General features: G+C 70.0%; 21 protein-coding genes. 13 read left to right on the forward strand and 8 right to left on the reverse strand.

Annotated features, from left to right (window positions below):
- Nucleotides 1-18: 18 nt before the first annotated feature.
- From KXC43_RS27750 to KXC43_RS27770, 5 genes are all read right to left on the reverse strand, one after another.
- Nucleotides 19-1842: a family 43 glycosylhydrolase gene (locus tag KXC43_RS27750; protein ID WP_221379096.1), complete on the reverse strand. Its 1824-nt coding sequence runs from the start codon at nt 1840-1842 to the stop codon at nt 19-21.
- The gene (locus tag KXC43_RS27755; protein WP_221379287.1) at nt 1839-3452 is read right to left on the reverse strand and encodes a glycoside hydrolase family 27 protein; all 1614 of its coding nucleotides are present in this window, start codon (nt 3450-3452) and stop codon (nt 1839-1841) included. The genes KXC43_RS27750 and KXC43_RS27755 overlap by 4 nt, the downstream gene beginning before the upstream one ends.
- Before the next feature lie 21 nt (nt 3453-3473).
- The gene (locus KXC43_RS27760; RefSeq protein WP_221379097.1) at nt 3474-4580 is read right to left on the reverse strand and encodes a ricin-type beta-trefoil lectin domain protein; all 1107 of its coding nucleotides are present in this window, start codon (nt 4578-4580) and stop codon (nt 3474-3476) included.
- A gap of 29 nt (nt 4581-4609) precedes the next feature.
- The gene (locus tag KXC43_RS27765) at nt 4610-6937 is read right to left on the reverse strand and encodes a beta-L-arabinofuranosidase domain-containing protein (protein ID WP_221379098.1); all 2328 of its coding nucleotides are present in this window, start codon (nt 6935-6937) and stop codon (nt 4610-4612) included.
- A 267-nt stretch (nt 6938-7204) separates the two neighbouring features.
- On the reverse strand, nt 7205-7819 hold the full coding sequence (locus KXC43_RS27770) for a TetR/AcrR family transcriptional regulator (protein WP_221379099.1): 615 nt from the start codon (nt 7817-7819) through the stop codon (nt 7205-7207).
- A gap of 62 nt (nt 7820-7881) precedes the next feature.
- On the opposite strand from KXC43_RS27770, the gene KXC43_RS27775 reads away from it, so the two are divergent.
- On the forward strand, nt 7882-9039 hold the full coding sequence (locus KXC43_RS27775; RefSeq protein ID WP_308129286.1) for an FAD-dependent monooxygenase: 1158 nt from the start codon (nt 7882-7884) through the stop codon (nt 9037-9039).
- A complete protein-coding gene (locus tag KXC43_RS27780; RefSeq protein ID WP_221379100.1) occupies nt 9029-9610 on the forward strand; it encodes a histidine phosphatase family protein in 582 nt (193 codons plus the stop codon). The genes KXC43_RS27775 and KXC43_RS27780 overlap by 11 nt, the downstream gene beginning before the upstream one ends.
- A gap of 243 nt (nt 9611-9853) precedes the next feature.
- On the opposite strand, the gene KXC43_RS27785 is transcribed toward KXC43_RS27780, so the two are convergent.
- The gene (locus KXC43_RS27785; RefSeq protein ID WP_221379101.1) at nt 9854-11035 is read right to left on the reverse strand and encodes an ROK family transcriptional regulator; all 1182 of its coding nucleotides are present in this window, start codon (nt 11033-11035) and stop codon (nt 9854-9856) included.
- A 132-nt stretch (nt 11036-11167) separates the two neighbouring features.
- Between KXC43_RS27785 and KXC43_RS27790 the strand changes: the two genes are divergently transcribed.
- The 6 genes from KXC43_RS27790 to KXC43_RS27815 all read left to right on the forward strand — a co-directional run bounded on the left by KXC43_RS27790 (nt 11168) and on the right by KXC43_RS27815 (nt 18458).
- Entirely contained in the window at nt 11168-12403 is a 1236-nt protein-coding gene (locus KXC43_RS27790) for an ABC transporter substrate-binding protein (RefSeq protein WP_221379102.1), read from the forward strand.
- Entirely contained in the window at nt 12400-13329 is a 930-nt protein-coding gene (locus KXC43_RS27795; protein ID WP_221379103.1) for a carbohydrate ABC transporter permease, read from the forward strand. Before KXC43_RS27790 ends, KXC43_RS27795 begins: the two co-directional genes overlap by 4 nt.
- The gene (locus KXC43_RS27800; protein WP_221379104.1) at nt 13329-14222 is read left to right on the forward strand and encodes a carbohydrate ABC transporter permease; all 894 of its coding nucleotides are present in this window, start codon (nt 13329-13331) and stop codon (nt 14220-14222) included. The genes KXC43_RS27795 and KXC43_RS27800 overlap by 1 nt, the downstream gene beginning before the upstream one ends.
- Nucleotides 14219-16303, forward strand: coding sequence for an alpha-galactosidase (locus tag KXC43_RS27805; protein WP_308129287.1), 2085 nt, complete (start codon nt 14219-14221; stop codon nt 16301-16303). The genes KXC43_RS27800 and KXC43_RS27805 overlap by 4 nt, the downstream gene beginning before the upstream one ends.
- A gap of 141 nt (nt 16304-16444) precedes the next feature.
- The gene (locus KXC43_RS27810) at nt 16445-16852 is read left to right on the forward strand and encodes a RidA family protein (protein ID WP_221379105.1); all 408 of its coding nucleotides are present in this window, start codon (nt 16445-16447) and stop codon (nt 16850-16852) included.
- Nucleotides 16853-16979: 127 nt separating this feature from the next.
- Nucleotides 16980-18458: an alpha/beta hydrolase gene (locus KXC43_RS27815; RefSeq protein ID WP_221379106.1), complete on the forward strand. Its 1479-nt coding sequence runs from the start codon at nt 16980-16982 to the stop codon at nt 18456-18458.
- Between the two features lie 29 nt (nt 18459-18487).
- On the opposite strand, the gene KXC43_RS27820 is transcribed toward KXC43_RS27815, so the two are convergent.
- A complete protein-coding gene (locus tag KXC43_RS27820; RefSeq protein WP_221379107.1) occupies nt 18488-19684 on the reverse strand; it encodes a M20 metallopeptidase family protein in 1197 nt (398 codons plus the stop codon).
- A gap of 92 nt (nt 19685-19776) precedes the next feature.
- Here KXC43_RS27820 and bla point away from each other — a divergent pair, with 92 nt between their 5' ends.
- From bla to KXC43_RS27840, 4 genes are all read left to right on the forward strand, one after another.
- Nucleotides 19777-20706, forward strand: a complete 930-nt coding sequence (gene bla / locus KXC43_RS27825; protein ID WP_221379108.1) for a class A beta-lactamase — start codon at nt 19777-19779, stop codon at nt 20704-20706.
- 167 nt (nt 20707-20873) lie between these two features.
- A complete protein-coding gene (locus KXC43_RS27830) occupies nt 20874-21029 on the forward strand; it encodes a hypothetical protein (RefSeq protein WP_221379109.1) in 156 nt (51 codons plus the stop codon).
- Between the two features lie 8 nt (nt 21030-21037).
- On the forward strand, nt 21038-21673 hold the full coding sequence (locus tag KXC43_RS27835; protein WP_221379110.1) for a GOLPH3/VPS74 family protein: 636 nt from the start codon (nt 21038-21040) through the stop codon (nt 21671-21673).
- 287 nt (nt 21674-21960) lie between these two features.
- Nucleotides 21961-22698, forward strand: a complete 738-nt coding sequence (locus KXC43_RS27840; RefSeq protein ID WP_221379111.1) for a polyamine aminopropyltransferase — start codon at nt 21961-21963, stop codon at nt 22696-22698.
- Between the two features lie 56 nt (nt 22699-22754).
- On the opposite strand, the gene KXC43_RS27845 is transcribed toward KXC43_RS27840, so the two are convergent.
- Complete coding sequence (locus KXC43_RS27845; RefSeq protein ID WP_221379112.1) at nt 22755-23774, reverse strand: sigma-70 family RNA polymerase sigma factor; 1020 nt, start codon at nt 23772-23774, stop codon at nt 22755-22757.
- A gap of 68 nt (nt 23775-23842) precedes the next feature.
- Between KXC43_RS27845 and KXC43_RS27850 the strand changes: the two genes are divergently transcribed.
- On the forward strand, nt 23843-24640 hold the full coding sequence (locus tag KXC43_RS27850) for an alpha/beta fold hydrolase (protein ID WP_221379113.1): 798 nt from the start codon (nt 23843-23845) through the stop codon (nt 24638-24640).
- The last annotated feature ends 13 nt before the right edge of the window (nt 24641-24653 follow it).

The following is a 24653-nucleotide window of genomic DNA, read 5'->3' on the forward strand; positions in this document are numbered from 1 at the left end:
TCATCCGGCAACCGTCGGTCATTGGAAAGAGGCGTCGTCGATCACCAGGTTGTCGGTTCCCGCGGTGGTCTCGACGTAGAGGACTGCCCTGGACAGCGTCCCGCTCCACGACGGGGTGGCTGTGCCGGACAGCAACGTCCAGCCGTTCGCGTTCACCGTCGCGGCCGGGGTCAGCTGGAGGTAGCTGGTGGTGCCCCCGGCTGTCAGGGCCAGGGTGGCCTTGGCGCTCGGTGTGCCGCTCTGCGTGCGGACCCACACGCTGGTGGTGTAAGCCCGGCCGTTGGTGATCCGGGACGTCACGTCCTGGGCCGGACCGTTCCATGCGCCGGTGCGACCGGCGATGGCGAGGGCCCGCGTGCCGCTGCGCACGGTGCCGGTGCCGGCGGTGAGTGTGCCGCTGCCGTTCACCTGCCAGCCGGTGGTGCCGTCCTCCATCCCGGGGTTGGCGAGCAGGTTCCCGCCGGGGGTGGCGCCGGTGAACTGCCACCAGTTCACGTTGAACAGGAAGCCGCTGCCGCCGGTGAACCTCAGGTAGAGGTCCTGGGTGCCGGCGAGTCCGGTCAGCCCGCACGCGACCGTCGTCCAGGCCTGCCAGCCGCCGGTGCCGGGCACGGTGCACGTCCCGGCCAGGGCGCCGGTGGGACTACCGGTGCGTACCTCGAGCCGCCCGCCGCTGGTGGCCGACGCGACCCGGGCCGTGAACGAGGTGGCCCCGCTGCCGAAGGCGACGCCCTTCACCTTCACGTAGTCGCCGTTCTCGATGTTGGCGACGTTCATCCCGCCCTCGGACGACGGTTCGGTCTCGACCCCGGAACTCCAGGCGATCGTCTCGGCCTCCTGCCGGGCGTACGGGTTGAGCGTGCCGTTCTGCGGGGCGCCGCCCGTGGTCATGGTCATCGTGGGGATGGTGCCGTCGGCGTTGTAGGTGAACTTCTCCACGGCTACCGAGCGGGTGTAGCCGCTCCCGCCGGGCAGCGCTCCATTGTGGTAGAAGAAGTACGACCCGCCGTTGAAGTCGATGATCCCGGCGTGGTTGGTGAAACTGCTGCCCTGGGTGGGCATGACCGTGCCCCGATAGGTCCACGGGCCGGTCGGTCCCGGCGCCGTGGAGTAGCCGATGAACTCGGAGCAGCACTTCGCGGCGAAGACGTTGTAGTACACGCCGTTGCGCTTGTAGACCCAGGGCCCTTCCTCGTACAGCGTCGGGCGGCTGGTGTTGCCGGTGCGGGTGCCGAAACCCGCTGTGGTGAGCGGGATCTGGGTCACCCCGCCGCTGTAGCTGATCATGTCGCTGTTCAGCCGGACGTACCACAGGTTCGGGTTGCCCCAGTAGAGATAGGCCTGGCCGTCGTCGTCGATGAACACGCTCGGGTCGATCTCGCCGTTCTCGGCCAGGGGGCGCCCGATGGCGTCGGTGAAGGGGCCGGTCGGGCTGGTCGAGACGCCGACGCCGATGGCCATCCGCCCGGTCGAGCGGTTCTTGACCGGTACGTACCAATAGAACTTGCCGTTGCGGCTGACGACCTGGCCGGCCCACGCGTCGGCGCTGGCCCAGCTGAACGTGGCGACGCTCATCGGGGAGCCGTGGTCGGTCCAGTTCACCATGTCGGCCGAGGAGTAGACCCGCCATTCCTTCATGGTGAAGTACGTCGAGTTGTCCTCGTCGTGGCCGGTGTAGAGATACACCCGGCCGTTGTGGACCAGCGGCGCCGGGTCCGCGGTGTAGATCGTCTGGACGATCGGGTTGTCGGCCCGGGCCGGCTGAGCGAGGGCGGGGATCAGCGCGATCGCGCAGAGCGCGGCGGTGATCGAGGCGAGAGCACGACGAAGCCGGGCCGTCATCGCCGGCTCCACTGCTGGTTGGCCGCGCCCGTACAGGTCCACAGCAGGGTCAGGGTGCCGTTGGCGGTCTGGTTGTTGTTCACGTCCAGGCACAGGCCCGACTGGTTGTTGCGGATGGTGCCGTTGCTCTGGAAGGTCCACTGCTGATTGGCGCCACCGTTGCAGTCCCACACCTGCGCCTTGGCGCCGGCGGTGGCGCCGGCCGGTGAGTCGAGGCACTTGCCCAGCGCCTGCAGGGTCTGTCCGGAGGTGGTCCACCTCTGGTTGCCGGCGTTGTTGCAGTCCCAGATGACCGGCTGGGTACCGTTGGCGGTGTTGCTGTTCGGCACGTCCAGGCACCGTCCGGACGACGTGCTGACCAGACTGGTCGCGGCCGGTGTCTGCGGGTCGCCGGTGATGCCGCCGCTGACCCGGTAGACGGCCGTGCCGTGCGCGGGCACGCTCGCGCTGATCGTGCCGCTGGTGGTGCTCGTGCTGCCGGTCCAGGCGTCGATCAGGGAGTACGACGACGCTCCGCTCTTCCCGATCGCCGCGGCCGTGGTGGAGATCGTGCGGGTGGCGTTGCTCTGGTTGAACAGGGCCACCGCCACGTCGCCGTTGGACAGGCGCTTGGCGAGTACGCGCTGATTGCTGTCGCCCGCGACCTGGGCGCCCTGCCGGCCGAGCGTGTCCTGGTTGATGGCGATGAGCCGGGGATTCTTCAGAATCGTCTGGGTGGCCGCGGACATGGAGCGGATGTCGTTGCCGGCGATCAGCGGCGCCGCCATGACCGCCCACATGGCGAAGTGGGAACGCTGCTCGGTGTCGGTCAGCGTGCCCCGGCCGACCTCCATCATGTCGGGGTCGTTGAAGCCGCCCGGCTTCGCGTACCCGGCCAGGGGCACGTTGACGTCGATGATGTTCTGCACGCCCATCGGGTAGTCGTTGACCTGGTTGGTCTTCCAGACGAGCTGGATGTCCTCGGTGGTGCGCCAGATGTTGGCCACATCGCCCCAGTCGCGCTGCGGGCCGGTCTTCGAGTGGATGCTGTTCGAGTTGATGCTGTAGAGGATCGGGCGGCCGGTGGCGGCCAGCGCGTCGCGCATCTTGGCGAACGTGGCCACCTGCTCGTTGATGGTGCCGGCGGGGGAGCACCAGTCGTATTTGAGGTAGTCGACGCCCCAGGCCGCGAACTGCCGGGCGTCCTGGGCCTCGTGGCCCTGGCTGCCGGTGGCGCCCGGATAGTTGCCGAAGTACTGCGCGCAGGTCTTGTCCAGCGGGGCCTGATAGATCCCGAACTTCAGGCCCTTGCTGTGGATGTAGTCGCCGAGGGCCTTCATGCCACTGGGGAAGCGGGTCGGATCGGCCTGCAGGTTGCCGCTCGAGTCACGGTTGGGGTTCATCCAGCAGTCGTCGACAACCACGTACTGGTAGCCCGCGTCCCGCATGCCGGAGCTGACCATGCTGTCGGCCATGCCCCGGATCAGCGACTCGTTGATGTTGCAGAAGAAGGTGTTCCAGCTGTTCCACCCCATCGGCGGCGTGCGTCCCACCCCGTTGTCCAGGGCCTGAGCCGGCGAGGCGGTGGCGACAGTCATGGTGCCCAGCAGCAGGAGTCCCGCCGCGAGCATGGTCTTCAGACGTCTCATGGGTTATCGGCCCGTCCAGATCTGATTGGCGGCAGCGGTGCAGGTCCACAGCTGGACGAGGCTGCCGGCGGTGGTGGCATTGCCCTTGACGTCCAGGCACAGCCCGGACGCGACGTTGCTGATCGTGCCGTTCGCGTTCAGGTTCCAGCGCTGGTTCGCCGCACCGGAGCAGTCCCACAGCTGCGCCTTGACCCCGGCGGTGGCGTTCGTCGGCGAGTCGAGGCACTTGCCCAGCGACTGCAGCGCCTGACCGGAGACGGTCCACCTCTGGTTGGCGGCGCCGTTGCAGTCCCAGATGACCGGCTGGGTGCCGTTGGCGGTGTTGCTGCCCGGCACGTCCAGGCAACGCCCGGATCCGGCGCCGGCCAGGGCGCCGCCCGTCGGGGTGCCGCCGGGCGTGCCGATGGTGCCCGGCACCGACCGCAGCGCGGCGTACCAGACTGCGGCCATCTTGTCGTAGCCGCCGGCGGTGGGATGGACGCCGTCGATCAGGTCGGCGGTCGTCAACGCGGCGTGCATGTCGACCAGGTGGACCCGCTTGCCGCTGCTCACCTTGTTCTGCACGATGCCCGGAAGGGTGGAGTTGAAGGTGCGGGCGGCCGCTTCCTGCCCGGCCGAGGCCAGGGGGATGAGCGTGGCCACGAACACGTCGGCGGTGGGTGCGGCCGCGGTGATGTGGTCGATCAGGGCCGAGAGCCGGCTCGGCGCGGACGCCACGTTGTAGTTCTGCAGGATGTCGTTGGTGCCGATGTGCAGCAGAACAGTGCGAGGGTTGGCACTGGCCAGCCACCGGGTGATGTTCGCGTCGATCTGGTCGATCCGCCAGCCCGGATGGCCCTGATGGTCATGGTCGCCGAGGGCCGCCGGACCGTTGAACTGCGTGCCGACGAAGTCGACCCGGTAGCCGGCTCCGGACAACCGCTGCCACAGGCCGATGCGATAGCCGCCGGGAACCTGGGTTCCCTCGGTGATCGAGTCGCCGAGCGGCATGACGCGGACCCCGCCGTTGGACTCCGCCGCCGCGGCGACGCCGGGACGGGTGATGGTGCCGGTGAGTGCGAGCGCGGCCGCGAGGACGGCGGCGAGGATCGGTCTTCTGGACCGGGCCATCGGTGCTCCTTTCTCCGGTTCTCCGGGGCTCAGCTGACCTGGACCAGGCGCCAGTTGTTGGCGGGGCTGCCGTTGTCGGCGTACTGCACCACCTGGGCGCCCCAGGTGCCGGAACCGTTGAGGACGGCGAGGACCTTGCCGCTGTTGACGTTGCGGATCCGGTGGGAGCCGTCGCTGTTGGCGACCAGGGTCCATCGGTGGTCGGCGGTGCCGGTGTCGCCCCACTGCAGGACGCGCGCGTTGTCACCGGTTCCCATGTTCTCGACGCCGAGCACCTTGTTGCTGTTGACGTTGCGGAACCGGAACGCCGAGCCGTCGGTCACCCGGACCCACCGCTGGTCCGCGGTGCCGGTGTCACCCCAGGCCACGGCCAGGCCACCGTCGGCGGTGGACATGTTCTGCACCCCGACGACCAGGCCGGTGCTGACGTTGACCAGCTTGAAGGTCGTGCCGGTGCCGCCGGACGTGCCGGTGTTCCAGTAGACGGCGTAGTTGAAGCCCTGCGCGTCGTGGAACGGGCCGACGTTCACCGTGGCGCCGTTCGCCGTCGCGGTGAACGCGAGACTGCTGGTGCTGGTGCGAGCGATCGACGACACGTTCAGCGACGGCGCCGCGGACAGGGCGGTGTTGCCGTAGTTGCCGCAGAGCACCGCGGGGCCGTACGTGATGGCCTGGATGTTGGGGTTGTCGTTGGCCGCCTTCATGATCACCCGCATCGGCAGTCGCACCGTGACGACGTCACCGGCCGCCCAGGTCCGGGTGATGGTCGCGTAGCTGCCCGGAGTGGCGGTGACGTTCTGCACGGCGCCGTTGACGCTGATCACGGCGCCTGTGGTCCAGGCCGGAATGCGTACCCGGATGCTCCACGAACCGCTCATGGCGCCCGACAGCGTCAGCGTCGAGGTGTCGCTGACCGGGTAGGTCGTGGACTGGGTGACGGTGATCCCGCGCTGGCTCCAGGTGAGCACGGACGGCACGTACAGGTTCACCGTCAGCGTGGTGCCGTTGTAGAAGTAGATCGAGTCCATCAGCTTGGTGTTGGTCTCGATGCCGGTGCCCTGGCAGCACCAGAAGCTGTTGTAGTCCGTCGACCAGGTGCCCCCGCCCCACGCCGGGCCGACGCCGCGCCGTCCGCCGGGCTTGAGCGGGGTGAAGTACGTGATGTGGCCGTGGTTGTCGGCCGGGTTCTGCGCGCCGATCAGATGGTTGAGCAGCGCGCGCTCGTAGTAGTCGAAGTAGTCGGCCCGGTTCGGGTCGAGCAGCCACAGCTCGCGGGTCAACTTCAGCATGTTGTACGTGTTGCAGTGCTCGCACGTGTCGTTGCTGAGGTATCCGGCGATCGCGTTCGGCGGCCGGAAGTGCTCGGCCTGGCTGTTGCCCCCGATGGCGTACGTATGAGCGTTCGTGACCATCGCCCAGACGTTCGACGCGATGTCGCGGTAACGGGTCGTGCCGGTCGCCTTGTACTCGCGCGCGGCGCCGACCCATTTCGGGATGTTGGTGTTCGCGTGCTTGCCGTTGAGCTGGTCCTGGTTGGCGGCCAGCGGGTCGAAGATCGCGGCGTGGTCGAACCGTTTCGCGGTGGTGAGCCAGCGGGCGTCGCCGGTCTGCTGGTAGAGATCGGTCAGCACCTCGTTCATGCCGCCGAACTCGGTGTTCAGCACCGTCTGCATCTGGCTGTAGCTGAGCCGGCCGGTGCGCCAGTCGACCCAGCCGGCCAGCCTCAGCAGGACGTCGCGGGCCTGGGTGCTGCCCATGTACCGCCAGACGTCGAGCAGGCCGGCCAGGGTCTTGTGGATGCAGTAGTACGAAACCGCGACGGGCGTGCCCGCTTCGATCGCGGTGATGTCGGACTCCGGGAAGCCGGACAGATAGCCGGTGTTGAATCCGGCGGCGCCGTTGTTCGTCTGACACTTGGCCAGCTCGGCGACCATGTAATTGGCTTTGTCGCGGCAGGTGGTGTCGCCGAGCACCGCGTACGCCTGGGCCCAGGCGGTCAGGAAATGGCCCTGCATGTGACTGCGGAACGGGAAGTTCGGGGCGTCCCATCCGCCGTTGGCGGCGGCCCCGTTCGTGGACAGCCGGTGGTTGGCGCGGAACACGTACAGCAGCCGGTCGACATCGACGAACCGGAGGTAGTTCAGGGTGCGTGTCTCGTTGTCCCGGAAGCGACCGGCAGTGAGCCTGACCTGCCCCAGATCGAAGGGATAGGCCGACACACCGATGTCGGGCCGGGCCGGTGGCAGCACCGCCGCGCCGGCGGGTCCGGCCAGCAAGGCGCCGCCACCGGCGGAGGCCAGTGCGCCTACGCCGGCGGCCTGCAGCAGATGACGACGGCTCAGGGGTAACGAGGACATGGCAACTCCAAGGCACGGTTCAGCCGGATTCGGGGGGCGGATCGATTGTTAGGTGAACGTTAACAACCGCGTCGGGAATGTTACGGCACCGTCCGCTGAGTACTCAAGTAAGTGCCATGAAGTCGCGCATACCCCGATGTACGGGCGTCAATGCGAGTGGGCATGCTGACGCGTTCTTGCTGGTGACGGAGGGGTGCCGCGTCTCGTATCAGTTTTTTAGTGATGAATTTTAGATAATGGCGAGAACACTTTTCCGCCGCGAACTCGTCAGGTCTGGTTGGTGAACGCTCGCAGAAGCGTCGCGACCGCCGTGGTGAGCTCGTCCCGGTTCGCTGCTGTGCCCGGGGGTGGTGCGCTGCGGGAGCCCGCGCCGGCCACGCGGTCGAACAGCAGTCCGTCGATGCAGGCGACGAGCTGTCCGCCGGCGCGCTCCGGGTCGGCGACGCCGGCTGCCGCCAGCATCGTCGCGGCCTGGCGGCGGGAGGCGTCGCCGTACGCGAGGATCGAGCGCAGTTCCGGATGGTGAGTCGCCTCCAGCAGGCAGGCGTACCGGGCCAGTGCGCGCGAGCGTCCGGCGCTCATCCATCGGTCGAGCACCAGGGCGATGCCGGCGGCCGCGGCATCGACGTCGTCCAGGTCGACCGCGGGATCACCGGGCTCGACCGGGAGCTGGTCCGCCGCCAGATCGGCCCGGTCCAGGTCGGCGAGGCGGCGGACGACCGCCTCGATCAGCGCCTTGCGGGTGCGGAAGTAGGCCGAGGTGGTACCGAGCGGCAGTTCGGCCCGGGCGTCGACCGCCCGATGGGTCAGGCCCCGCATGCCGAAGTCGGCCAGGACCTCGATCGCCGCGTCGGTCAGCACGGCGAACCGGTCGTTGGGCATGGTGGCGCCTCCTCTTCTACAGATGTAGTATGGCGCTTCTACACTTGTAGAAAGAGGCGAGGGTGGTGGCTCGGACAGCGGTGGTGGTCGGTGGCGGCATCGGCGGCCTGAGCGCGGCTGTGGGACTGGGGCGCGCCGGGTGGGACGTGACGGTGCTCGAGCGGGTCGCGGTGTTCCAGCCCGTCGGGGCGGGCCTGGTGCTCCAGGCCAACGGCATGCGCTGTCTCGACGCGCTGGGTCTGGGCGATGCCGTACGGGCACAGGGTCGTCCGGACATGTCCGGCGGCGCCCGCCGGGCTGACGGCCGCTGGCTGGCCCGCATCCCCGCCGACGACCTCGAGCGGGTGCTCGGCACGTCGGCGATCGGCGTGCATCGCGCTGCCCTGCACGACATTCTGCTCAGCGCGCTGCCCGCCGGCACGGTGCGCACCGGGGCGCGTGTCTCCGCTGTCACCGCCGACGGTGCGGTCACGTACGAGAGCTCCGCCGGTCCGGTCCATATTGGAGCCGACCTGGTTGTCGCCGCGGACGGCATCCACAGCTTCGTACGCCGGTCGCTGTGGCCGGAAGCGGCCGGCCCGGTACACGTGGGCGTCCGGGCCTGGCGGGGAGTGACGCCGGTGTGGGACGGCGACCTCGTCGTCGCGATCACCTGGGACCGGGGCGCCGAGTTCGGCATCGTGCCGTTGGTCGACGGCCGCGTCTACTGGTTCGCCGCCGTCAACGCCGCCCCCGGCGGATCGGCGGAGGACACTCGGATACCCGCCCGCTTCCTCCGGTGGCACCACCCGATCCCGGCGCTCATCGCGGCCACCGGCGCCGTGCTCCGTGACGACCTGGCCTGCCTCGACGAGCCGCTCCCGGCCTACGTCCGGGGCCGGGTGGCGCTCCTGGGCGACGCCGCGCACGCCATGACACCGAATCTCGGTCAGGGCGCCAATCAGGCCTTGGAGGACGCCGTCGTCCTCGCCGCCGTCGCCGGGCAACCCGACGGGCTCGCCGCCTACGACAGCCAGCGCCGCCCCCGGACCCAGCAGGTCGCCAAGGCGTCCCGGATGATCGGTCGCTTCGGCCAGCAACTCGAGAACCCCGTCGCCGTCGCCGCCCGCAACACCCTCATGCACCTGATCCCGCCCCGGCTGGCGCTGCGGTCGATGGCCGGCTACGCCGACTGGCATCCGCCGGCGCCGCTCGCCCGGGGAGGATCGTTTGACGCCTGACCCGGCACCTACCGAGATCGTCCTGGTGCGGCACGCCCTGTCCGTCCCGCGCACCGCCAGTGGTCCGGACGAGCTCGCCCGCCCGCTGGCTCCGGCCGGACTGCGGCAGGCACGCGACCTCATCGAAGCGCTCACCGATCCGCGCCCGGCGGCGGTGTGGTCCAGCCCGTACCGGCGCGCGATCCAGACCGTCCGGCCCACCGCGGAGGCGCTGGGCCTGCTCGTGCGCACCCGCTGGGAACTGAGGGAATGGGACGACGGCCTGCCCTACACCGATGACTGGGAACCGCACTACGCCGAAAGCTGGGCGGACACCGCGTACGCCCGGCCCGGGGGCGAAAGCCTCGACCAGCTCAGCGCCCGCGCCGTCGACGCTGTGCGGGCACTCGTCCACGAGAACCCGGGCCAGGTCGTTCTCGTCGCCGGTCACGGCAGCTGGATCTCCCGAGCGCTGTCCGGCTTCGGCCGGCCCATGGACTGGGCGGCGGCCCGGTCCATGTCGATGCCCGCTGTCTACCGCCTGCGCTTCACTGACGCGGGTGCCGATCCCGAGGTGTCCGGCCCGACCTGACCACCACCGGGGCTGTTCCCGGCCCGGGCTCAGCCTCTCGCGTTGCAGGACTTCTACTGACCGGAGCAAGATCCGTGACAACGGCGGAGAATTCGCAAATGTCACTGGATGGGCGCCCGGCCATCTGAGTGGCGAAGTCGGCGGCCAGTCCCTCCGACGTCTCCTGGGCGATCTTCCGGGACATCTGGTCGAGGAGGGGCAGCGACTGTTCTGGAAGAGCCGGGCCTGACCCTGCGTACGTGATCAGACGGCGCCCAGCACGTGCTGGATGCCGGTCACGGCTGCTCCCCGCGCCCAGCCATGGAAGCTGGAGGGCGCGACGGTGATGTCGAGGCGGCAGCGCTGGGTCTCGTCGGACCCCGCGCGCAGTCGGTCGGCGACGGTCTCGGTCATGGCCGGCGAGGCGGCGAACGTGTCGATGTCCTCGCCGGCCAGCACGATGCGGGTGGTCTGCAGAGCGCCGGCGAAGGTGGCGGCCAGGTGCCCGAGGGCCCGGGCGGCATTGTCGATGAGCGTGGTCGCGGTGTCGTCGCCGGCGGCCTTGCGTTCGATGAGGCCGGCGAGGGTCACGGGCGCGCCGGCGAGGGCGGAGGCGTGGCTTTCCAGGTCGTCACGGTTGAGGTAGGCCGCCACGCAGCCGGGGTGCCCGATTCCGCATCGGGGGCCGTGGTTGTCCAGGGGCGCGTGGGCGAGCAGGTGCCCGTTGTCGATGAGCTGTTCGACGACGTGGCCCTCGCGGACGACGCCGAACCCGAGGCCGGCGCCCACGGTGATGACGCCGAAGGTCGCGTGGGTGCGGCCGGCGCCGAACCACAGCTGCTCGCGTGCGAGCGCTGTCACGTCGTTGGTGATCACCACCGGCAGCCCGGTTCGTTCCCGCAGGGGTGTGGCCAGGTCGACGTCACGCCAGCCCAGGAATGTGCCCTCGTGGACGACGGATCGATCACTGACCACGCCGCCGAGCGAGACGCCGATGCCGTCCAGGGAGGGCACCCGGCGGCCCAGCCTGGTCACCAACTGGGTCAGCACACGCACCGTCGCCGCGACGGGGACCGAGCCGTCGGCCCGGCGGGCGGGCAGCGCCGCCTGCGCGGTCGCCTTGACGTCGCCGAGCATGTCGCACACGACGCCGTACGCCCGGTTGCCGGTGATCTTGCAGCCGGCGACGTGACGGGCGCCGGGCACCACGGACAGGATCTGGCGGGGCCGGCCGACGCCGGGAACCGGCTCGGCGTTCTCGGCGACGAGGCCTTCCTCGACGAGGGCGCGAGCCAGACGGGACATCGACGCGGAGGAGACCCGCAGCAGATCGCCCAGGTCGCCCCGGGTGGCCGGGCCGTGGGCCAGAAGATGGCGGGTGACCGCCAGTGCGCCGATGGACAGGGGTGCGTCCGCCGCCGGCTGTGCGGTGCTGCTGGATGTCACGAGCCAAGGTTACGGACCGACTCTTGCCTACGGCTGTCAATGTCATTAGTTTCAATCTGATTGAAACTAATGGATGTTGGAGGTGTCGCCGTGCAGTCACGTCCGCCACCGGCCACCCGGAAACCGAGGTCGATGTTCCTCGTTCTGGTCCTCCTGGCCGGCGCCGCTCTCGCCGGATGCTCCGGGGACAACCGGACCACCATCACGTTCTTCCAGTTCAAGGCCGAGGCTCAGCAGTACTTCCAAGATCTCGCGGCGCAGTTCGAGCGGGCCAATCCGGACATCCGGGTGGTCGTCGACAACCCGGCCGATCCGGAGACCGCCCTGCGGACCCGGCTCGTCAAGAACGATGTCCCGGACGTGATGACGTTGAACGCCAACGGCACGTTCGGCGAGTTCGCCAGCGCCCGGATCTTCCGTGACTTCCGCGCCGACCCGGTGCTGGCCGACGTCAACCCGGCGTACCTGTCGGTGATCGGCAACCTCGGCGCCGGCTCGAAGGGCGAGGTGAACGGCGTCCCGTTCGCGGCCAACGCCAGCGGGCTGCTCTACAACAAGGAGCTGTTCGCCGAGCAGGGCGTGACCGTCCCGGAAACGTTCGACGAGCTCATCGCGGCGGCGGAGAAGTTCAAGGCGGCCGGCGTCACCCCGTTCTACGGCATGCTCGCCGACGCCTGGACCGCACAGTCCCCGCTTGCGCCGCTGTCCGCGCAGCTGCAGCCGCCGGACTTCTTCCAGCAGCGGTTCTCCGGCGAGACGACCTTCGCGGAGGGCTGGCGCAGCACCGCTGAGGAGCTGGCGCAGTTGTACCGGTACACCCAGCCCGACCCGCTGTCGAAGGGCTATGAGGACGGCACTGCCGCGTTCGCCCGGGGCGACTCGGCCATGCTGTTGCTGGGCAGCTACGCGGTGCCGCAGATCCGCGACGGCAAGCCGGAGTTCACCGTGGGCAGCATGGCGCTGCCGGCGACGAACGACCCGGCGAAGACCACCCTGGTCTCCGGGGTCGACGTCGTCATCACCGCCGCCCGCGACGGCGCGCATCCGGCCGAGTCGGCCAAGTTCGTCGATTTCCTGATGGACGCCGAGGTGATGCGGGACTACTGCGCCGCGCAGGTCGCCATCCCGACCCTGAACGGGCTCACCAACGACGATCCGGCGCTGTCCGGTGTGCAGAGCTACATCGAGTCCGGACGCATCATCGGCTTCACCGACCACCAGTTCATCCAGGCCATCCCGCTGGGACCGCTGCTGCAGGAGTTCCTGCTCACCGGCGACGAGGACACCTTCCTGCGCAAGCTCGACGACGACTGGGACAAGGTCGCCCAACGGCGCACCTGGGGACTGGGGGCGGTGATCGCGTCATGACCACTCAGACACCGACCCGCCCGGAGACACGGACCGGACCGGGGGAGTCGCAGCCCAAGACGGGGGTCCGGCTGGCCGGCGCCTTCTACATCATGGTGCTGCCGGCGTTCCTGCTGTTCTTCGTCTTCCACACCATCCCCGTCATCCAGGGCATCTATTACAGCTTCACCGACTCGCCCGGCTACGGACCGGCGAACTTCGTCGGGCTGCGGAACTACATCGCCTTGTTCACCGATCCGCGCGTGCTGCACGCGTACTGGTTCACGTTCCTGATCGCTGCCGTGGCCACGATTCTGGTGAACATCGTGTCGCTGGCCATCGCGATCGGGCTCAACGGCCGGATCAAGTTCAAGAACGGCCTGCGCGGCATCTACTTCATCCCGAACGTGCTGGCCATCCTGGTCGTCGGCTACATCTTCAACTACCTGTTCTCGAACTCGCTGCCCGCGCTGGGCGAGAAGCTCGGCATCGACGCGCTGTCCACGTCGCTGCTGACCAAGGCCAGCACCGCCTGGATCGCCATCGTCATCCTGGCGGTGTGGCAGTCGGCCGCCTTCAACATCATCATCTACCTCGCCGGGCTGCAGACCGTGCCGACCGAGATGTACGAGGCGGCCGACCTCGACGGCGCCTCCGCGTGGCGGAAGTTCCGCAGCATCACGTTCCCGTTGATCGCCGGCTTCTTCACCATCAACATGGTGCTGTCGCTCAAGGGCTTCCTGCAGATCTTCGACCACATCGTCGCGCTGACCGGCGGCGGCCCGGGCACGGACACCGAATCGGTGGCCCTGCTCATCTACAAGGGCGGGTTCCAGGGCGGCGAGTACGGCTACCAGAGCGCCAACTCGGTCGTCTTCTTCATCGTCATCGTCGGGTTCTCCATCGTTCAGCTGCGTGTGCTGCGGCGCCGGGAGGTCGAGGTCTGATGTCCACCTCAGCCAGCGAGACCGGAACACTCGTCGGACGCGGCTCGGAACGCCGGCCCCGGCGGCAGCGCCGCAACGGCCCGGGCGTCAACTGGTGGCTCACCGCGCTGCTCATCGTTCTCGCGCTGACGATCGCGATCCCGCTGTACTTCGCCGTCGTCACCGCTCTGAAAACCACCGACCAGCTCGGCGGTACGGGATTCGGGCTGCCCACCGACGTACGGTGGGCGAACTTCGCCGACGCGTGGCGGCTCACCGACTTCCCCCGCACGGCGCTCAACAGCGCCCTCATCACCGTCGGCGCGGTCGTCCTGACCCTGCTGACCAACTCGATGGTCGCCTACGCCATCGCCCGCAACATGAACCGGCGCCTCTTCAAGGGCCTCTACTTTTACTTCGTCTCCGCGCTGTTCGTGCCGTTCCCGATCATCATGCTGCCCGTCGCCAAGGAGACGGCGATTCTGCAGCTGGACAACCGGGTCGGACTGATCCTGCTGTACGTGGTGTACGGCCTGGCCTTCAACATCTTCATCTTCACCGCCTACATCAACAGCATCCCGCGGGCGCTCGAGGAGGCCGCCGCCATCGACGGCGCGTCCACCTGGGCGATCTTCTGGCGGGTCATCTTCCCGCTGCTCGCGCCGATGAACGCCACCGTCGGCATCCTGACCTGCCTGTGGGCCTGGAACGACTTCCTGCTGCCGCTGGTCATCCTCTCCGATCCCGGGTCGGCGACGTTGCCGCTGGTGCAGTACGTCTTCCAGAGCCAGTTCCAGACCAACTATCCGGCCGCGTTCGCCAGCTACCTGATGGCGATGGCCCCCCTGCTCATCGTGTACGTGTTCGCCCAGCGCTGGGTCATCTCCGGAGTCACCCGCGGGGCGGTCAAGTGAAGGCGCACCTCATCGGGATGGCCGGCGGCACCGGCATGGTGCTGACCGAGCAACCCGGCCGGCTGCCGGCCGTCGTCTGGTGCGGCGTGGTCGATCCGGCGGTCACCGCCGACGACCTGGCCGCGCTGGCTCCGGCCGGCCTGCCGCTGCTGCCGGAAGGCTCGCACGTCTGGTACGGACGCGCGGGCCTGTCCGGCCACCGCGGCAACGCCGAACCGGGAGCGTGGTCCAGCTGGTTCGTGCCGGTGTCGATGCGTGTCACCGCGGACAGCGCGACGATCGAAGCCACCGACGAGAACGCCGGCCTCGCTCTGGTCACCGCGGTGCAGTCGGTGCCCGGCGGCCTTCTCAGGATCCGGCACACTCTCACCAACACCGGCTCCACCGACTACCTGCTCGAGGACCTCGACGTGGTCGTGCCCGTGCCGGATCACGCCGTCGAGTCCCTCGACTTCACCGGCCGCTGGGCCCGCGAACGGATCCCCCAGCGACGGCCCGTCACGGACGGGCTGTGGCTGCGGGAGAACCGTCGCGGCAAGACGGGCTTCGACGCGGCGACCGTGCTCATCGCCGGCACACCGGGATTCGGCTTCGGGCACGGCCAGGTGTGGGGCGTCCACGTGGCCTGGAGCGGCAACCACCGGCACCGGCTGGAACGCGTCCCGCTCGCCAAGAACAGCCCGACCGTCACCGCCGTCGGCGGGGGAGAACTGCTGCTTCCGGGCGAGATGACGCTCGGCCCGGGCGAGAGTTACTCGACGCCGTGGGTGTACGTCGGAGCCGCCGGCGACGGGCTCGACGGGCTCGCCGCCCGGTTCCACGGCTGTCTGCGGTCGGCACCCGCTCACCCGCGGACCGAACGACCGGTGACCCTGAACGTGTGGGAAGCGGTCTACTTCGACCACCGCCTCCCGGTGCTGCGCGACCTGGCGGACCGGGCGGCAGCGATCGGTGTGGAACGCTTCGTCCTCGACGACGGCTGGTTCGGCGGGCGCCGCCACGACCGCGCCGGACTCGGCGACTGGACGGTGGCGCCCGAGATCTGGCCGGACGGCCTCACCCCGATCGCCGACCACGTCCGCGCCCTCGGCATGCAGTTCGGGCTGTGGTTCGAGCCCGAGATGGTCAACGCCGACTCCGAGTTGTTCCGGGCCCACCCCGACTGGATCCTGGCCACCGGCGGCCGCATCCCGGTGGAGGAGCGGCACCAGCAGATCCTCGACCTCACCCGGCCCGGCGCCTATCGGCACGTCCTCGACCAGATGACCGCCGTGCTGAGCGAATATCCGATCGACTACGTCAAGTGGGACCACAACCGTGACGCTGTCGACGCCGGCTCCCTCTCCGTGGGCGGCCGGCCCGCCGTGCACGCCCAGACCGCGGCGTTCTATCGACTGCTCGACGAGTTGCGTGCCCGCTTCCCCGCCGTCGAGTGGGAGAGCTGCGCCTCCGGAGGCGGCCGCATCGATCTCGAGGTGCTGCAACGCGCGCAACGGGTGTGGACGTCCGACCAGAACGACGCCCTGGCCCGCCAGGCCATCCAGCGGTGGACCGCCCAACTGGTGCCGCCCGAGTATCTGGGCGCGCACGTCAGCTCGCCCCGGTCCCACCAGACCGGTCGTACCCTGCCGTTGGCCTTCCGCGCGGGCACCGCCCTGTTCGGTCACTTCGGCATCGAGTGGGACCTCACCGCGGCCACCGACGACGACCTCGCCGGCCTTGCCGGCTGGATCGACGTCTACAAGACGAACCGTGGCCTGCTGCACACCGGACGAACCGTCCGGCTCGACGCCGTCGTCGAGGACGCGTGGACGTACGGCGTGGTCGCGCCGGACGGATCGGCCGCCATCATGGCGTACGCCCAGCTCGACGAGCTCCCGCACGAGCCGCCGCGATTCCGGATCCCGGGCCTGAGCCGGTCGGCGCGGTACTCGATCGAACGGATCGACCCGGCCGCGTGGCCCTCCTACGAACCGCCGGCGGCCTCCGTCAGCGGTGCGGCCCTGGCCGATGTCGGCCTTCCCGGGCCACCCCCGGCGCCGCTGTCCATCGTCGTCCTCCGGCTCGTGGCCCAGAGCTGAGGCGGCGGCCCTGGCTTGACTGTGTTCCTAGGACAGGGGTTGCACTCGGAGCGGCGTCGGCAGCGACGCCGCGATCACCGCAGCGAAGGCCGTCAGCCGGCGCACCGGTGATTGCCCGTAACCCAGCTCCAGGGGGATCGCATGAGCGTGGAATTCCTGCATCCGGAAGGGTTGCTCAAGCAGACCGACTACTCGCCGGTGGCGGTGGGAACCGGATCCCGGTTGGTCCTGCTCGCAGGCCAGGCCGGCGTCACCCCGGACTTCAAGCCCGCGGCACCGGATCTGGCCGGACAGGTGCACGCCGCCCTGCGCAACGTCATCATCGGCGTCCGAGGCGCGGGCGGGGACGTCGGTGACCTCGCCCGGCTGACCTTCTACATTGTGGACTGGGCGCCGGAGAAGTGGGACGCGGTGCTGTCCGGCATCACCCGTGCGCAGGGGGACGAGGGGCTGCCCGCCCCGGCTCCGCCCATCTCCATCATCGGCGTCCAGGCTCTGTTCACGCCCGAGTTCTTTGTGGAGATCGAGGCCACCGCCGTCCTCGACTGAGGCCGGGCTGCTCGCCGCTCGACCGAGACACAGCGGTGTGCGTACGCCGGTCGGCTCTTGACTGTGTTCCGGCGACACGGTGTCGCATCTCTACCGAATGCTGACGAACGACTGCAGGAGGTTGGACATGTACCGAAAACGTGGCGCCGTTCTGGTCGGGGTGGTCGCCCTGCTGGGCGCGTTTGTCGCGGTCGGGCCGTCGGCGCTGGCGCGGGAAGCCGCACCCGAGCTGACGTGGGAGGCGTGCCCGGCCGATGTCGTGATGCCGGCGCCGGTTCCGGTGCAATGCGCGAAAGTGCCGGTGCCGCTGGATCACCGCGACCCGGACGGCGAGCAGATCGAGATCATGATCTCGAAGATCGCCAGCACGAACCCGGCCAAGCGGCGCGGCATCCTGCTGCTCAACCCGGGCGGGCCGGGCGGCATCGGGATCGACCAGGGCGCCTTCCTGGTCAGCCGGGGCCTGCCGACCACCGTGTCGGACGCGTACGACCTGATCGGCATGGACACCCGCGGCGTCGGGCATTCGACGCGGGTGAGCTGCGGCTTCGCTATCGAGGACCCTTACTGGGCCAACATTCCGCCGTACGCGGTGAACGACGCCGCCGTGACCCGGCAGGCCGTGATCGCCAGGCAGGTGGCCGACAAGTGCGCCGCCAACGACAAGGACGGCCGGCTGCGCCACATCAGCACGGCCAATACTGCGCGCGACCTGGACCGGGTGCGTGCCGCGCTCGGTGAGAAGAAGGCCAGCTTCTACGGAGCGTCCTGGGGCTCGGCGCTCGGCGCGGCGTACGTCTCGCTGTTCCCGAAGACCACCGACCGGATCGTTCTCGACAGCATTGTCGGCGACACCCACCTCGACCAGGCGGGCTTGCGCCGCTACGGGCTCGGCTTCGAGGAGACGTTCCCCCATTTCGCCCGGTGGGTGGCGGCCCGGCACGACGCGTACGGCCTGGGCCGGACGCCGCAACAGGTCCGCCGGAACTTCCTGCAGACCGCCGAACGGCTCGATCAGACGCCCGCGCCCGACGGGGCTGACGGTGCCGTCTTCCGGTACCTGATCTTCGCCCGCATCTTCAGCGAGCTGCAGTACGGGCAGGCCGCACGCTTCTGGCAGACGTATGCCAACCCCGCCACCGGCCCGGCCACGAAGGCGGCGGAGACGCCGAACCCCCAGGACAACAACTACACGGCGTATCTGGCGACCACCTGCAACGACGTCGACTGGCCCGAGGACGTGGCGACCTACCGCCGGGCCGTCGCCGAGGACCGCAAGCGGTACCCGCTGTACGGCGCCGCGACCGCCAACATCATGCCCTGCGCCTACTGGAAGTACGAGCCGTACGAGCCCCCGGTGAAAATCGACAACAACGGCCCCGCCAACATCCTGATCCTGCAGAACCGCCTCGACCCGGTCACCCCGTGGGCGGGCGGAAAGCTGCTGCGCGACAAGTTCGGCCCGCGCGCCAAGCTGGTGACCGCGCAGGAGAGTGGACACGGCGTCTTCATGACCCACACCAACGCCTGCGCCCTCAACATCACCTCAGACTGGCTGGTCGAAGGGAAGATGCCGGCCCGGGACCTGTCCTGCCGAGCCGGCTGAGCACTCGTACGGGGGCCGCCTCCCGGTCGTCAGCTCGACGGCCGGGAGGCGGCGAGCCGGTGGGTCAGCAGGCCGGCCATGGCCCGTACGCCGTGACCGATCGCGCGTTCGTCGGCGGCGAAGTCGGGGGCGTGCGGCGCGCCGTTGATCCCCGTTTCGGTGTCGGCGACGCCGAGATAGAGCATCGCGCCCGGCGCCTCGTTGAGGAACAGGGCGAAATCCTCGCAGTTGAAGGGCCACGATGCCCGGGCCCAGACGACGGACTCCGGACCCAGCGCCGTCGTCAGGTACCGGCCGGCCGCCGTGCTGAGCTCGGCCGAGTTCACCATGGCGGGAAACGGGTCGACCGGGTGCTCGACGTGCCCGCCTGCTGCCACCGCGATCCGCTCGATCCGCGCGCGCAGCTCCGGAAGCCGTTCCTGCGGCCAGACCCGCAGCAGAATCTCGGCGGCGGGATGCCCATCGGCTGTCCGCGCGGTCCAGTGGGCGACGCACACGGATCCCTGGTCGGTCGCGGCGATCTGTGGCGCCACCAACGTTCGGAAGCGCGCGTGGTATTCGTCGATGCTGCGGGGGAACTCGACGGTGCCGAGCGCGGCCACCTCGGACGCGACGGCGGCGGCAATCGAGTCGTCACCACCCGGCAGCACTATCCGGACGTGGTCGAGCCCGGGCAGGCCGTATCCCGGCGAGACCGCGATGGTGCCGGCGGGGAAGGGGCTGCAGTGGACCGCGTAGAACTCGCGCGGCGCGAGTCGTTGCACCAGGCCGGTTTCGAGCATCGCGCGTGCGCCCCGCAGGGGTTCCTCGGCCGGCTGGAAGACGAACACCAACCGGCCCCGTACGGGCTCGGATCCCCGAGCCAGCGTCCGGGCGACGCCGACGCCGATCGCGGTGTGCAGGTCGTGTCCGCACAGGTGCTCGACGCCGGGGACGCGCGAGGCGAAGCCCTCGTCGAAGACCCGGCCCGACCGCGGGATGGGCAGCACGTTCGTACGCGCGTCGACGGCGTCCATGTCCGCCCGGTACGCCACCGCCGGACCGTCCGCGGAACCGTCGAGCACCGCGACGACTCCGTGCCCGCCGACGCCGGTCGTCACCTCGAGCCCGGCCGCGCGCAACTGCTCCGCGACCAGCCCGGCCGTCTCCCGCTCGGCGCCCGCCAGCTCGGGGTGACGATGGATCTGGCGGCGGAGTGCGATCAGTTCCTCGTCGAGTTCCGTCACCGGCAGATCATGCCCTCCACCGTTGATCGGCCGCATCACCAATTCGCGGGCCGGCCGGCCACGCGTTCTGCCGAAGCGGCATGCTCGAAGACATGAACCATGACAACCGGCGCCCGGTCGTCGGCGTTCTTCTTCTCGTTCTGGCCGGCGCGCTGCTGAGCGCCTGCGGCGTGGAGGCGGCGGATTCCCCGCCCATGCCGTCGAGCTCCCCGTCGCCGCCCGCGGTGGCAGCCTCCGACACCCGGCCCTTCCGGGAGCTCGAACGGCGATTCGGCGCGCGCCTGGGCGTTTACGCGATCGACACGGGAACCGGCCGCACGGCCGGCTATCGCGCGGACGAGCGCTTCGCGCACGCGTCGACCTTCAAGGCACTGCTGGCCGGGGTGTTGCTTCGCCGCCTGTCCGGCGCCGACCTGCGACGCGTCGTGAGATACACCGAAGCCGACCTGCTGGAGTGGGCGCCCATCACCTCGAAGCACGTGGCCACCGGGATGACGGTCGACGCCCTGATCGCCGCCGCGGTGCAGCACAGCGACAACACGGCCGCCAATCTGCTGCTGGAGCGGGTCGGTGGACCCAAGGGACTGCAGCGTGAACTGCGAAAGATCGGCGACGACACCACCGATGTGAGCCGGAACGAGCCGGCGCTGAACGAGGCTGTCCCGGGCGACAAGCGGGACACGAGCACGCCGCGGGCGCTCGGCGCCGACCTGCAGCGGCTCGTCCTCGGCGACGTGCTGCCCGAGCCGCGGCGGCGGAAGATGACCGACCTGCTGGTCGGTAACACGACCGGTGACCCGTACATCCGTGCCGGCGTGCCGTCCGGGTGGAAGGTCGGCGACAAGACCGGCAGCGGGGGATACGGCACCCGGAACGACATCGCCGTGGTCTGGCCCACCAACGGTAGTCCCCTCGTCATCGCCATCCAGTCGGACCGCGGCGCGCCCGACGCGTCCTCGGCCGACACCCTGATCGCCGAGGCGACCAAGGCCGTCATCACGACCCTGAAAGGCCCTCGATAGGTTGGTTCCGCCGCTCGCGGCGAAGCTGTTCCCGGGCCGGGGCGCCGTCGCGCAGGATGACGGCGGTGTCGGTGCGCCTGTGCGAACTCCCCGGCCGGCTTGACCCTGTTCCGGGGACACAGTGTCGACTGGGTTGACTCGCGTATCCCGCCCATCGAGGAACTGCCGTGGATCTCCTGACCCAGACATTCGACACCGTCGCGCTGCTCTCGGGTCTGCTCGGCGCTGGGTACCCGCTCATCGCCGGCATCGCCGCCGCTTCGAGCAGATTTCCCCTGATCGCGCCCCTGCTCGGGGCCCTGCTCGTGACCGTGCTCGCCTGATGCCGCCCATGCCGTTGCCGCATCAGCTCTACCTGCTGAGTCATCAGCCCGCGAAGGGCCGGCTCGACGATGACAGCGACGCCGTCCGGGGATCGCTGCTCTGCGGGGCCGCGGTCGCCGAGCTGTGTCTGGGAGGGTGGCTGCGCGACCGCGGCGGCAAGGCCGAGCGGACGGCCAAGACAGTGCCGGCGAACCTCGACCCCTTCCTGGCCGGGGTGCTCGGCGACGTTCCGCCGGATCGCCCCCGCCGCTGGTTCGACCTGCTGGAACAGCGATGGGTGACGGCCCCGGAAGCCGTCCAGGACGGGCTTGTCGCGGCCGGAGTCATCACTGTCGGGCACCACCAGATCGTGGGACCTTTCCGTACGAAGCGAATCGCCCTGACCGACCCCGAGCCGGCACAGGCGCTGCGCGACCGGGTACGCCAGGCAGCCCGCCGTGCCGCCGGCTCGGTGCCGCCGCCCATCGAAGAGGCCGTGCTGGCCGTCCTGGCGATCGAGGGCAACGTGAGCACGGTGTTCGGATGGCGTGACCTGTGGCGGCACAAGCTCGCGGTGCGCGAGCTGAAGAACCGGGTCGACCACGAGCTGCCGGGCCTGCGCTCGGCTCTGATCCCGTCGATCGCTCTGCGCCGGGCCGGGTGAAAGGCCGACGTTCGCGAGCGCTTCGGCGTGCTCGAGTCGACCGTCGACGCGCCGGCCCGGGTCAACATCGTCCTGGTGGTCAGCGGCACGCTCGGGTAGCTCGGAGCGCGCCCTACGCCCGCGGTACAACCGCTGGCTGGACACGGGGGCAGGCTGAGGTCGGCATGTTGGGGGCGGCTGGTCCGAGCATGCTCGGGCGGCGCGACTATGGTCGGACATGTCGCGTTCACCGAACATCCGGCCGTTTCCGCCGGCGCGATTCCACGACGCGCCGAGAGGACACCCCGATGCACCCACGATTCGCGGAACTGGGGTGGGCGCCCACCAGCATCGGCGAGATCAGCCTGCGCCGGCGGCTCGACCCGATCACCAGAACCGAGGTGTACGAGGTCAAGCTCGACGACGAGTACCTGATGTCGAGCCTGTTCACCGTGGCCGAGGAGGAACTGGCCCGGCTCACCCTGGCGGCCCTGCCCGACGCCCCGCTGGAGGTCGTCGTCGGCGGTCTGGGCCTCGGCTACACCGCCCGCGCCGCTCTCGCCGACGACCGGGTCCGGTCGCTGACGGTGGTCGAGGCGCTGGCCCCGGTGATCGACTGGCACCGCCGGGAGTTGCTGCCGGAGGCCCGCAGCCTCACCACCGACCGGCGCACCACGCTGCTCGAAGGCGACTTCTTCGCTCTGCTGCGCGACGGCACGGGATTCGACCCCGCCACCCCCGGCCGCCGGTTCGACGCGATCCTGGTCGACATCGACCATTCCCCGGTCAACGTGCTGAACCCGGCCCATGCCGACCTCTACACTCCCGCCGGCCTGGCCCGGCTCGGCCAGCGCCTGCGTCCGGGCGGCGCCTTCGGCCTGTGGTCGGACGACGCCCCCGACGACGCGTTCCTCGCCGTCCTGCACGAGTCGTTCGCCACGGCAACCGCTCATGTGGTGCCGTTCGACAATCCGCTGACCGCCGGCACGTCCGCCAACACCGTCTACGTCGCCACGGGACCTGCCGACACCGGCCCGCTCGGCTGAACGGGGTCGTCGCCGGGGCGGCGGAGCAGGCCGGAACCGGTAGCGACGGGCCGACCTCACGCCGGCGGGGGCAGGGTGAGCGGCAGTCCGAGAGCCACGAAATGCTCGGGCCCGATGAACGAGGTGACCGCGCAGACCTGCGGGCCGCGCAGCGTGAGGACGTCGATCGACCAGGCCTGGAACGTTCCCGCCGACTCCTGCCGGAGGTAGCCGCCGACTGCCGGCTGGCCGTTGGCGCTGATCGGTTCCGAGTGGCGCCACTCGCCGCAACCGGTGAGCGGCACGCGGACGGCGAAGTCGGTGACCGCCGGCAGACCCGCGTACCAGTGCGGCAGCGGTGGCATCGACCAGGTGACGTCCTCGGTGAGCAGGGAGACCAGCAGGTCCGTGTCGCCCGACTCGAGGGCCCGGACGAAGGTCACCACCGTCTCGCGCAGCTGTGCGTCACCGACCTGCCGCAACGTCCGTTGCTGGCTCACCGGCGGCACGCGCGCCGACACCACCGCGCGGGCCCGGGCCAGCGCCGAGTTCACCGACGAGGGCGACGTGTCCATCATCGTGGCGATCTCGCCGGCCGAGAACCCGAGCACGTCGAAGAGCACCAGCGCGGCCCGCTGATTGCCCGGCAGGTGCTGGAGCATCGCGACGAACGCGAGCTCGACCGCTTCGCGCTGTTCGTAGCGCGCCTCCGGCGCTGCGGTTCCCTCGGTCAGACCCAGGTCCCCGTACGGTCCCAGCCAGGCCGTCTCGACCGAGGGCGCATCGTCGACGACCGTACGGGTGCTGGCCGGTCCCAGGTCCATCGGGAGCGCCCGCCGCGAGCGCGACTCGGCAGCGTCCAGGCAGACCCGGGTCGCCACCGTGTACAGCCAGGATCGCAACGAGCTGCGCCCTTCGAAGCCGGTCAGCCCGCGCCAGGCCCGCAGCAGCGCCTCCTGCAGGGCGTCGTCGGCGTCGTGGGCCGAGCCGAGCATCCGGTAGCAGTGCGCGTGCAGCTCGCGGCGGAGCGGCTGGACCAGAGCCGCGAAGGCGTCGTCGTCGCCCGTCCGGGCCTGCTCGAGAAAATCTTGGCTCACACCGACGATTCTGCCCGGTCGCGGCCGTCACTACCTCCGACGATGGTTCCGACCAGGGAGGACTCCCCATGACCGAGCTCAGCCGCCCCGACGCCGACCTCTACTACGAGCTGCGCGGCGACGGCCCGCTCGTGGTGCTGGCGGGCGCGCCGATGACCGCCGAGGCCTTCACCGGCCTGGCCGGCCTGCTCGCGGTCGACCACAGCGTGCTGACCACCGACCCGCGCGGCATCGGCCGCAGCTCGGTCCACGACCGCGAGGCGCCGTCGACACCGCAGGAGCGCGCGGCCGACCTGGCCGCCCTGATCGACCACGTGGGACGGGGCCCGGCGACGCTGGTGCTGGGCTCCAGCGGCGGGGCCGTGAGCGTGCTCGCGCTGGCCGAGGCGTACCCGGAAAGCGCGGTCACGATGGTCGCGCACGAACCGCCCCTGCTGGAGATCCTGCCCGACCGCGACGCCCTGTGGGCCGGCACCGAACAGATGCTGGCGACCTTCGAGACCGGCGACCGGCGGGCCACCTTCCGCAAGTTCATGGAGGTCGCGAACCTGCAATTGCCGGACGAGGTGGTCGAGATGATGGCCGGCGGCGAGCCAGGCGGCAAGGAGCTGGCCGACGAGGCGTTCCAGTACCGGAACATGTATCGCGGCACGGTCGGCTTCCGGCCCGACATCGAGCGGCTGACCTCGGCGCCCACGCGGGTGCTGATCGGCCTGGGCGAGGACTCGGCGGGCGAACTCTGTGACCGCACCTCGCGGGCCCTCGCCACAATGCTCGGCAGCGAGCCGGTGATGTTCCCGGGCGGCCATGTCGGCTTCGCCGAGAACCCGGCCGCCTTCGAGCCGCAGCTGCGCAAGCTCTTGTGACGCGGAGACGACG

The organism is Paractinoplanes polyasparticus, assembly GCF_019710575.1.
GTDB lineage: Bacteria > Actinomycetota > Actinomycetes > Mycobacteriales > Micromonosporaceae > Actinoplanes > Actinoplanes polyasparticus.

What these genes read in the sequence shown, in the direction of transcription:
- KXC43_RS27770 (WP_221379099.1), bottom strand. Translation starts at nt 7,819, where the DNA reads ATGCCCAACGACCGGTTCGCCGTGCTGACCGACGCGGCGATCGAGGTC.
- KXC43_RS27755 (WP_221379287.1), bottom strand. Translation starts at nt 3,452, where the DNA reads ATGCTCGCGGCGGGACTCCTGCTGCTGGGCACCATGACTGTCGCCACC.
- KXC43_RS27765 (WP_221379098.1), bottom strand. Translation starts at nt 6,937, where the DNA reads ATGTCCTCGTTACCCCTGAGCCGTCGTCATCTGCTGCAGGCCGCCGGC.
- KXC43_RS27760 (WP_221379097.1), bottom strand. Translation starts at nt 4,580, where the DNA reads ATGGCCCGGTCCAGAAGACCGATCCTCGCCGCCGTCCTCGCGGCCGCG.
- KXC43_RS27840 (WP_221379111.1), top strand. Translation starts at nt 21,961, where the DNA reads ATGCACCCACGATTCGCGGAACTGGGGTGGGCGCCCACCAGCATCGGC.
- KXC43_RS27790 (WP_221379102.1), top strand. Translation starts at nt 11,168, where the DNA reads ATGTTCCTCGTTCTGGTCCTCCTGGCCGGCGCCGCTCTCGCCGGATGC.
- KXC43_RS27850 (WP_221379113.1), top strand. Translation starts at nt 23,843, where the DNA reads ATGACCGAGCTCAGCCGCCCCGACGCCGACCTCTACTACGAGCTGCGC.
- KXC43_RS27795 (WP_221379103.1), top strand. Translation starts at nt 12,400, where the DNA reads ATGACCACTCAGACACCGACCCGCCCGGAGACACGGACCGGACCGGGG.
- KXC43_RS27815 (WP_221379106.1), top strand. Translation starts at nt 16,980, where the DNA reads ATGTACCGAAAACGTGGCGCCGTTCTGGTCGGGGTGGTCGCCCTGCTG.
- KXC43_RS27750 (WP_221379096.1), bottom strand. Translation starts at nt 1,842, where the DNA reads ATGACGGCCCGGCTTCGTCGTGCTCTCGCCTCGATCACCGCCGCGCTC.
- bla (WP_221379108.1), top strand. Translation starts at nt 19,777, where the DNA reads ATGAACCATGACAACCGGCGCCCGGTCGTCGGCGTTCTTCTTCTCGTT.
- KXC43_RS27835 (WP_221379110.1), top strand. Translation starts at nt 21,038, where the DNA reads ATGCCGTTGCCGCATCAGCTCTACCTGCTGAGTCATCAGCCCGCGAAG.
- KXC43_RS27800 (WP_221379104.1), top strand. Translation starts at nt 13,329, where the DNA reads ATGTCCACCTCAGCCAGCGAGACCGGAACACTCGTCGGACGCGGCTCG.
- KXC43_RS27810 (WP_221379105.1), top strand. Translation starts at nt 16,445, where the DNA reads ATGAGCGTGGAATTCCTGCATCCGGAAGGGTTGCTCAAGCAGACCGAC.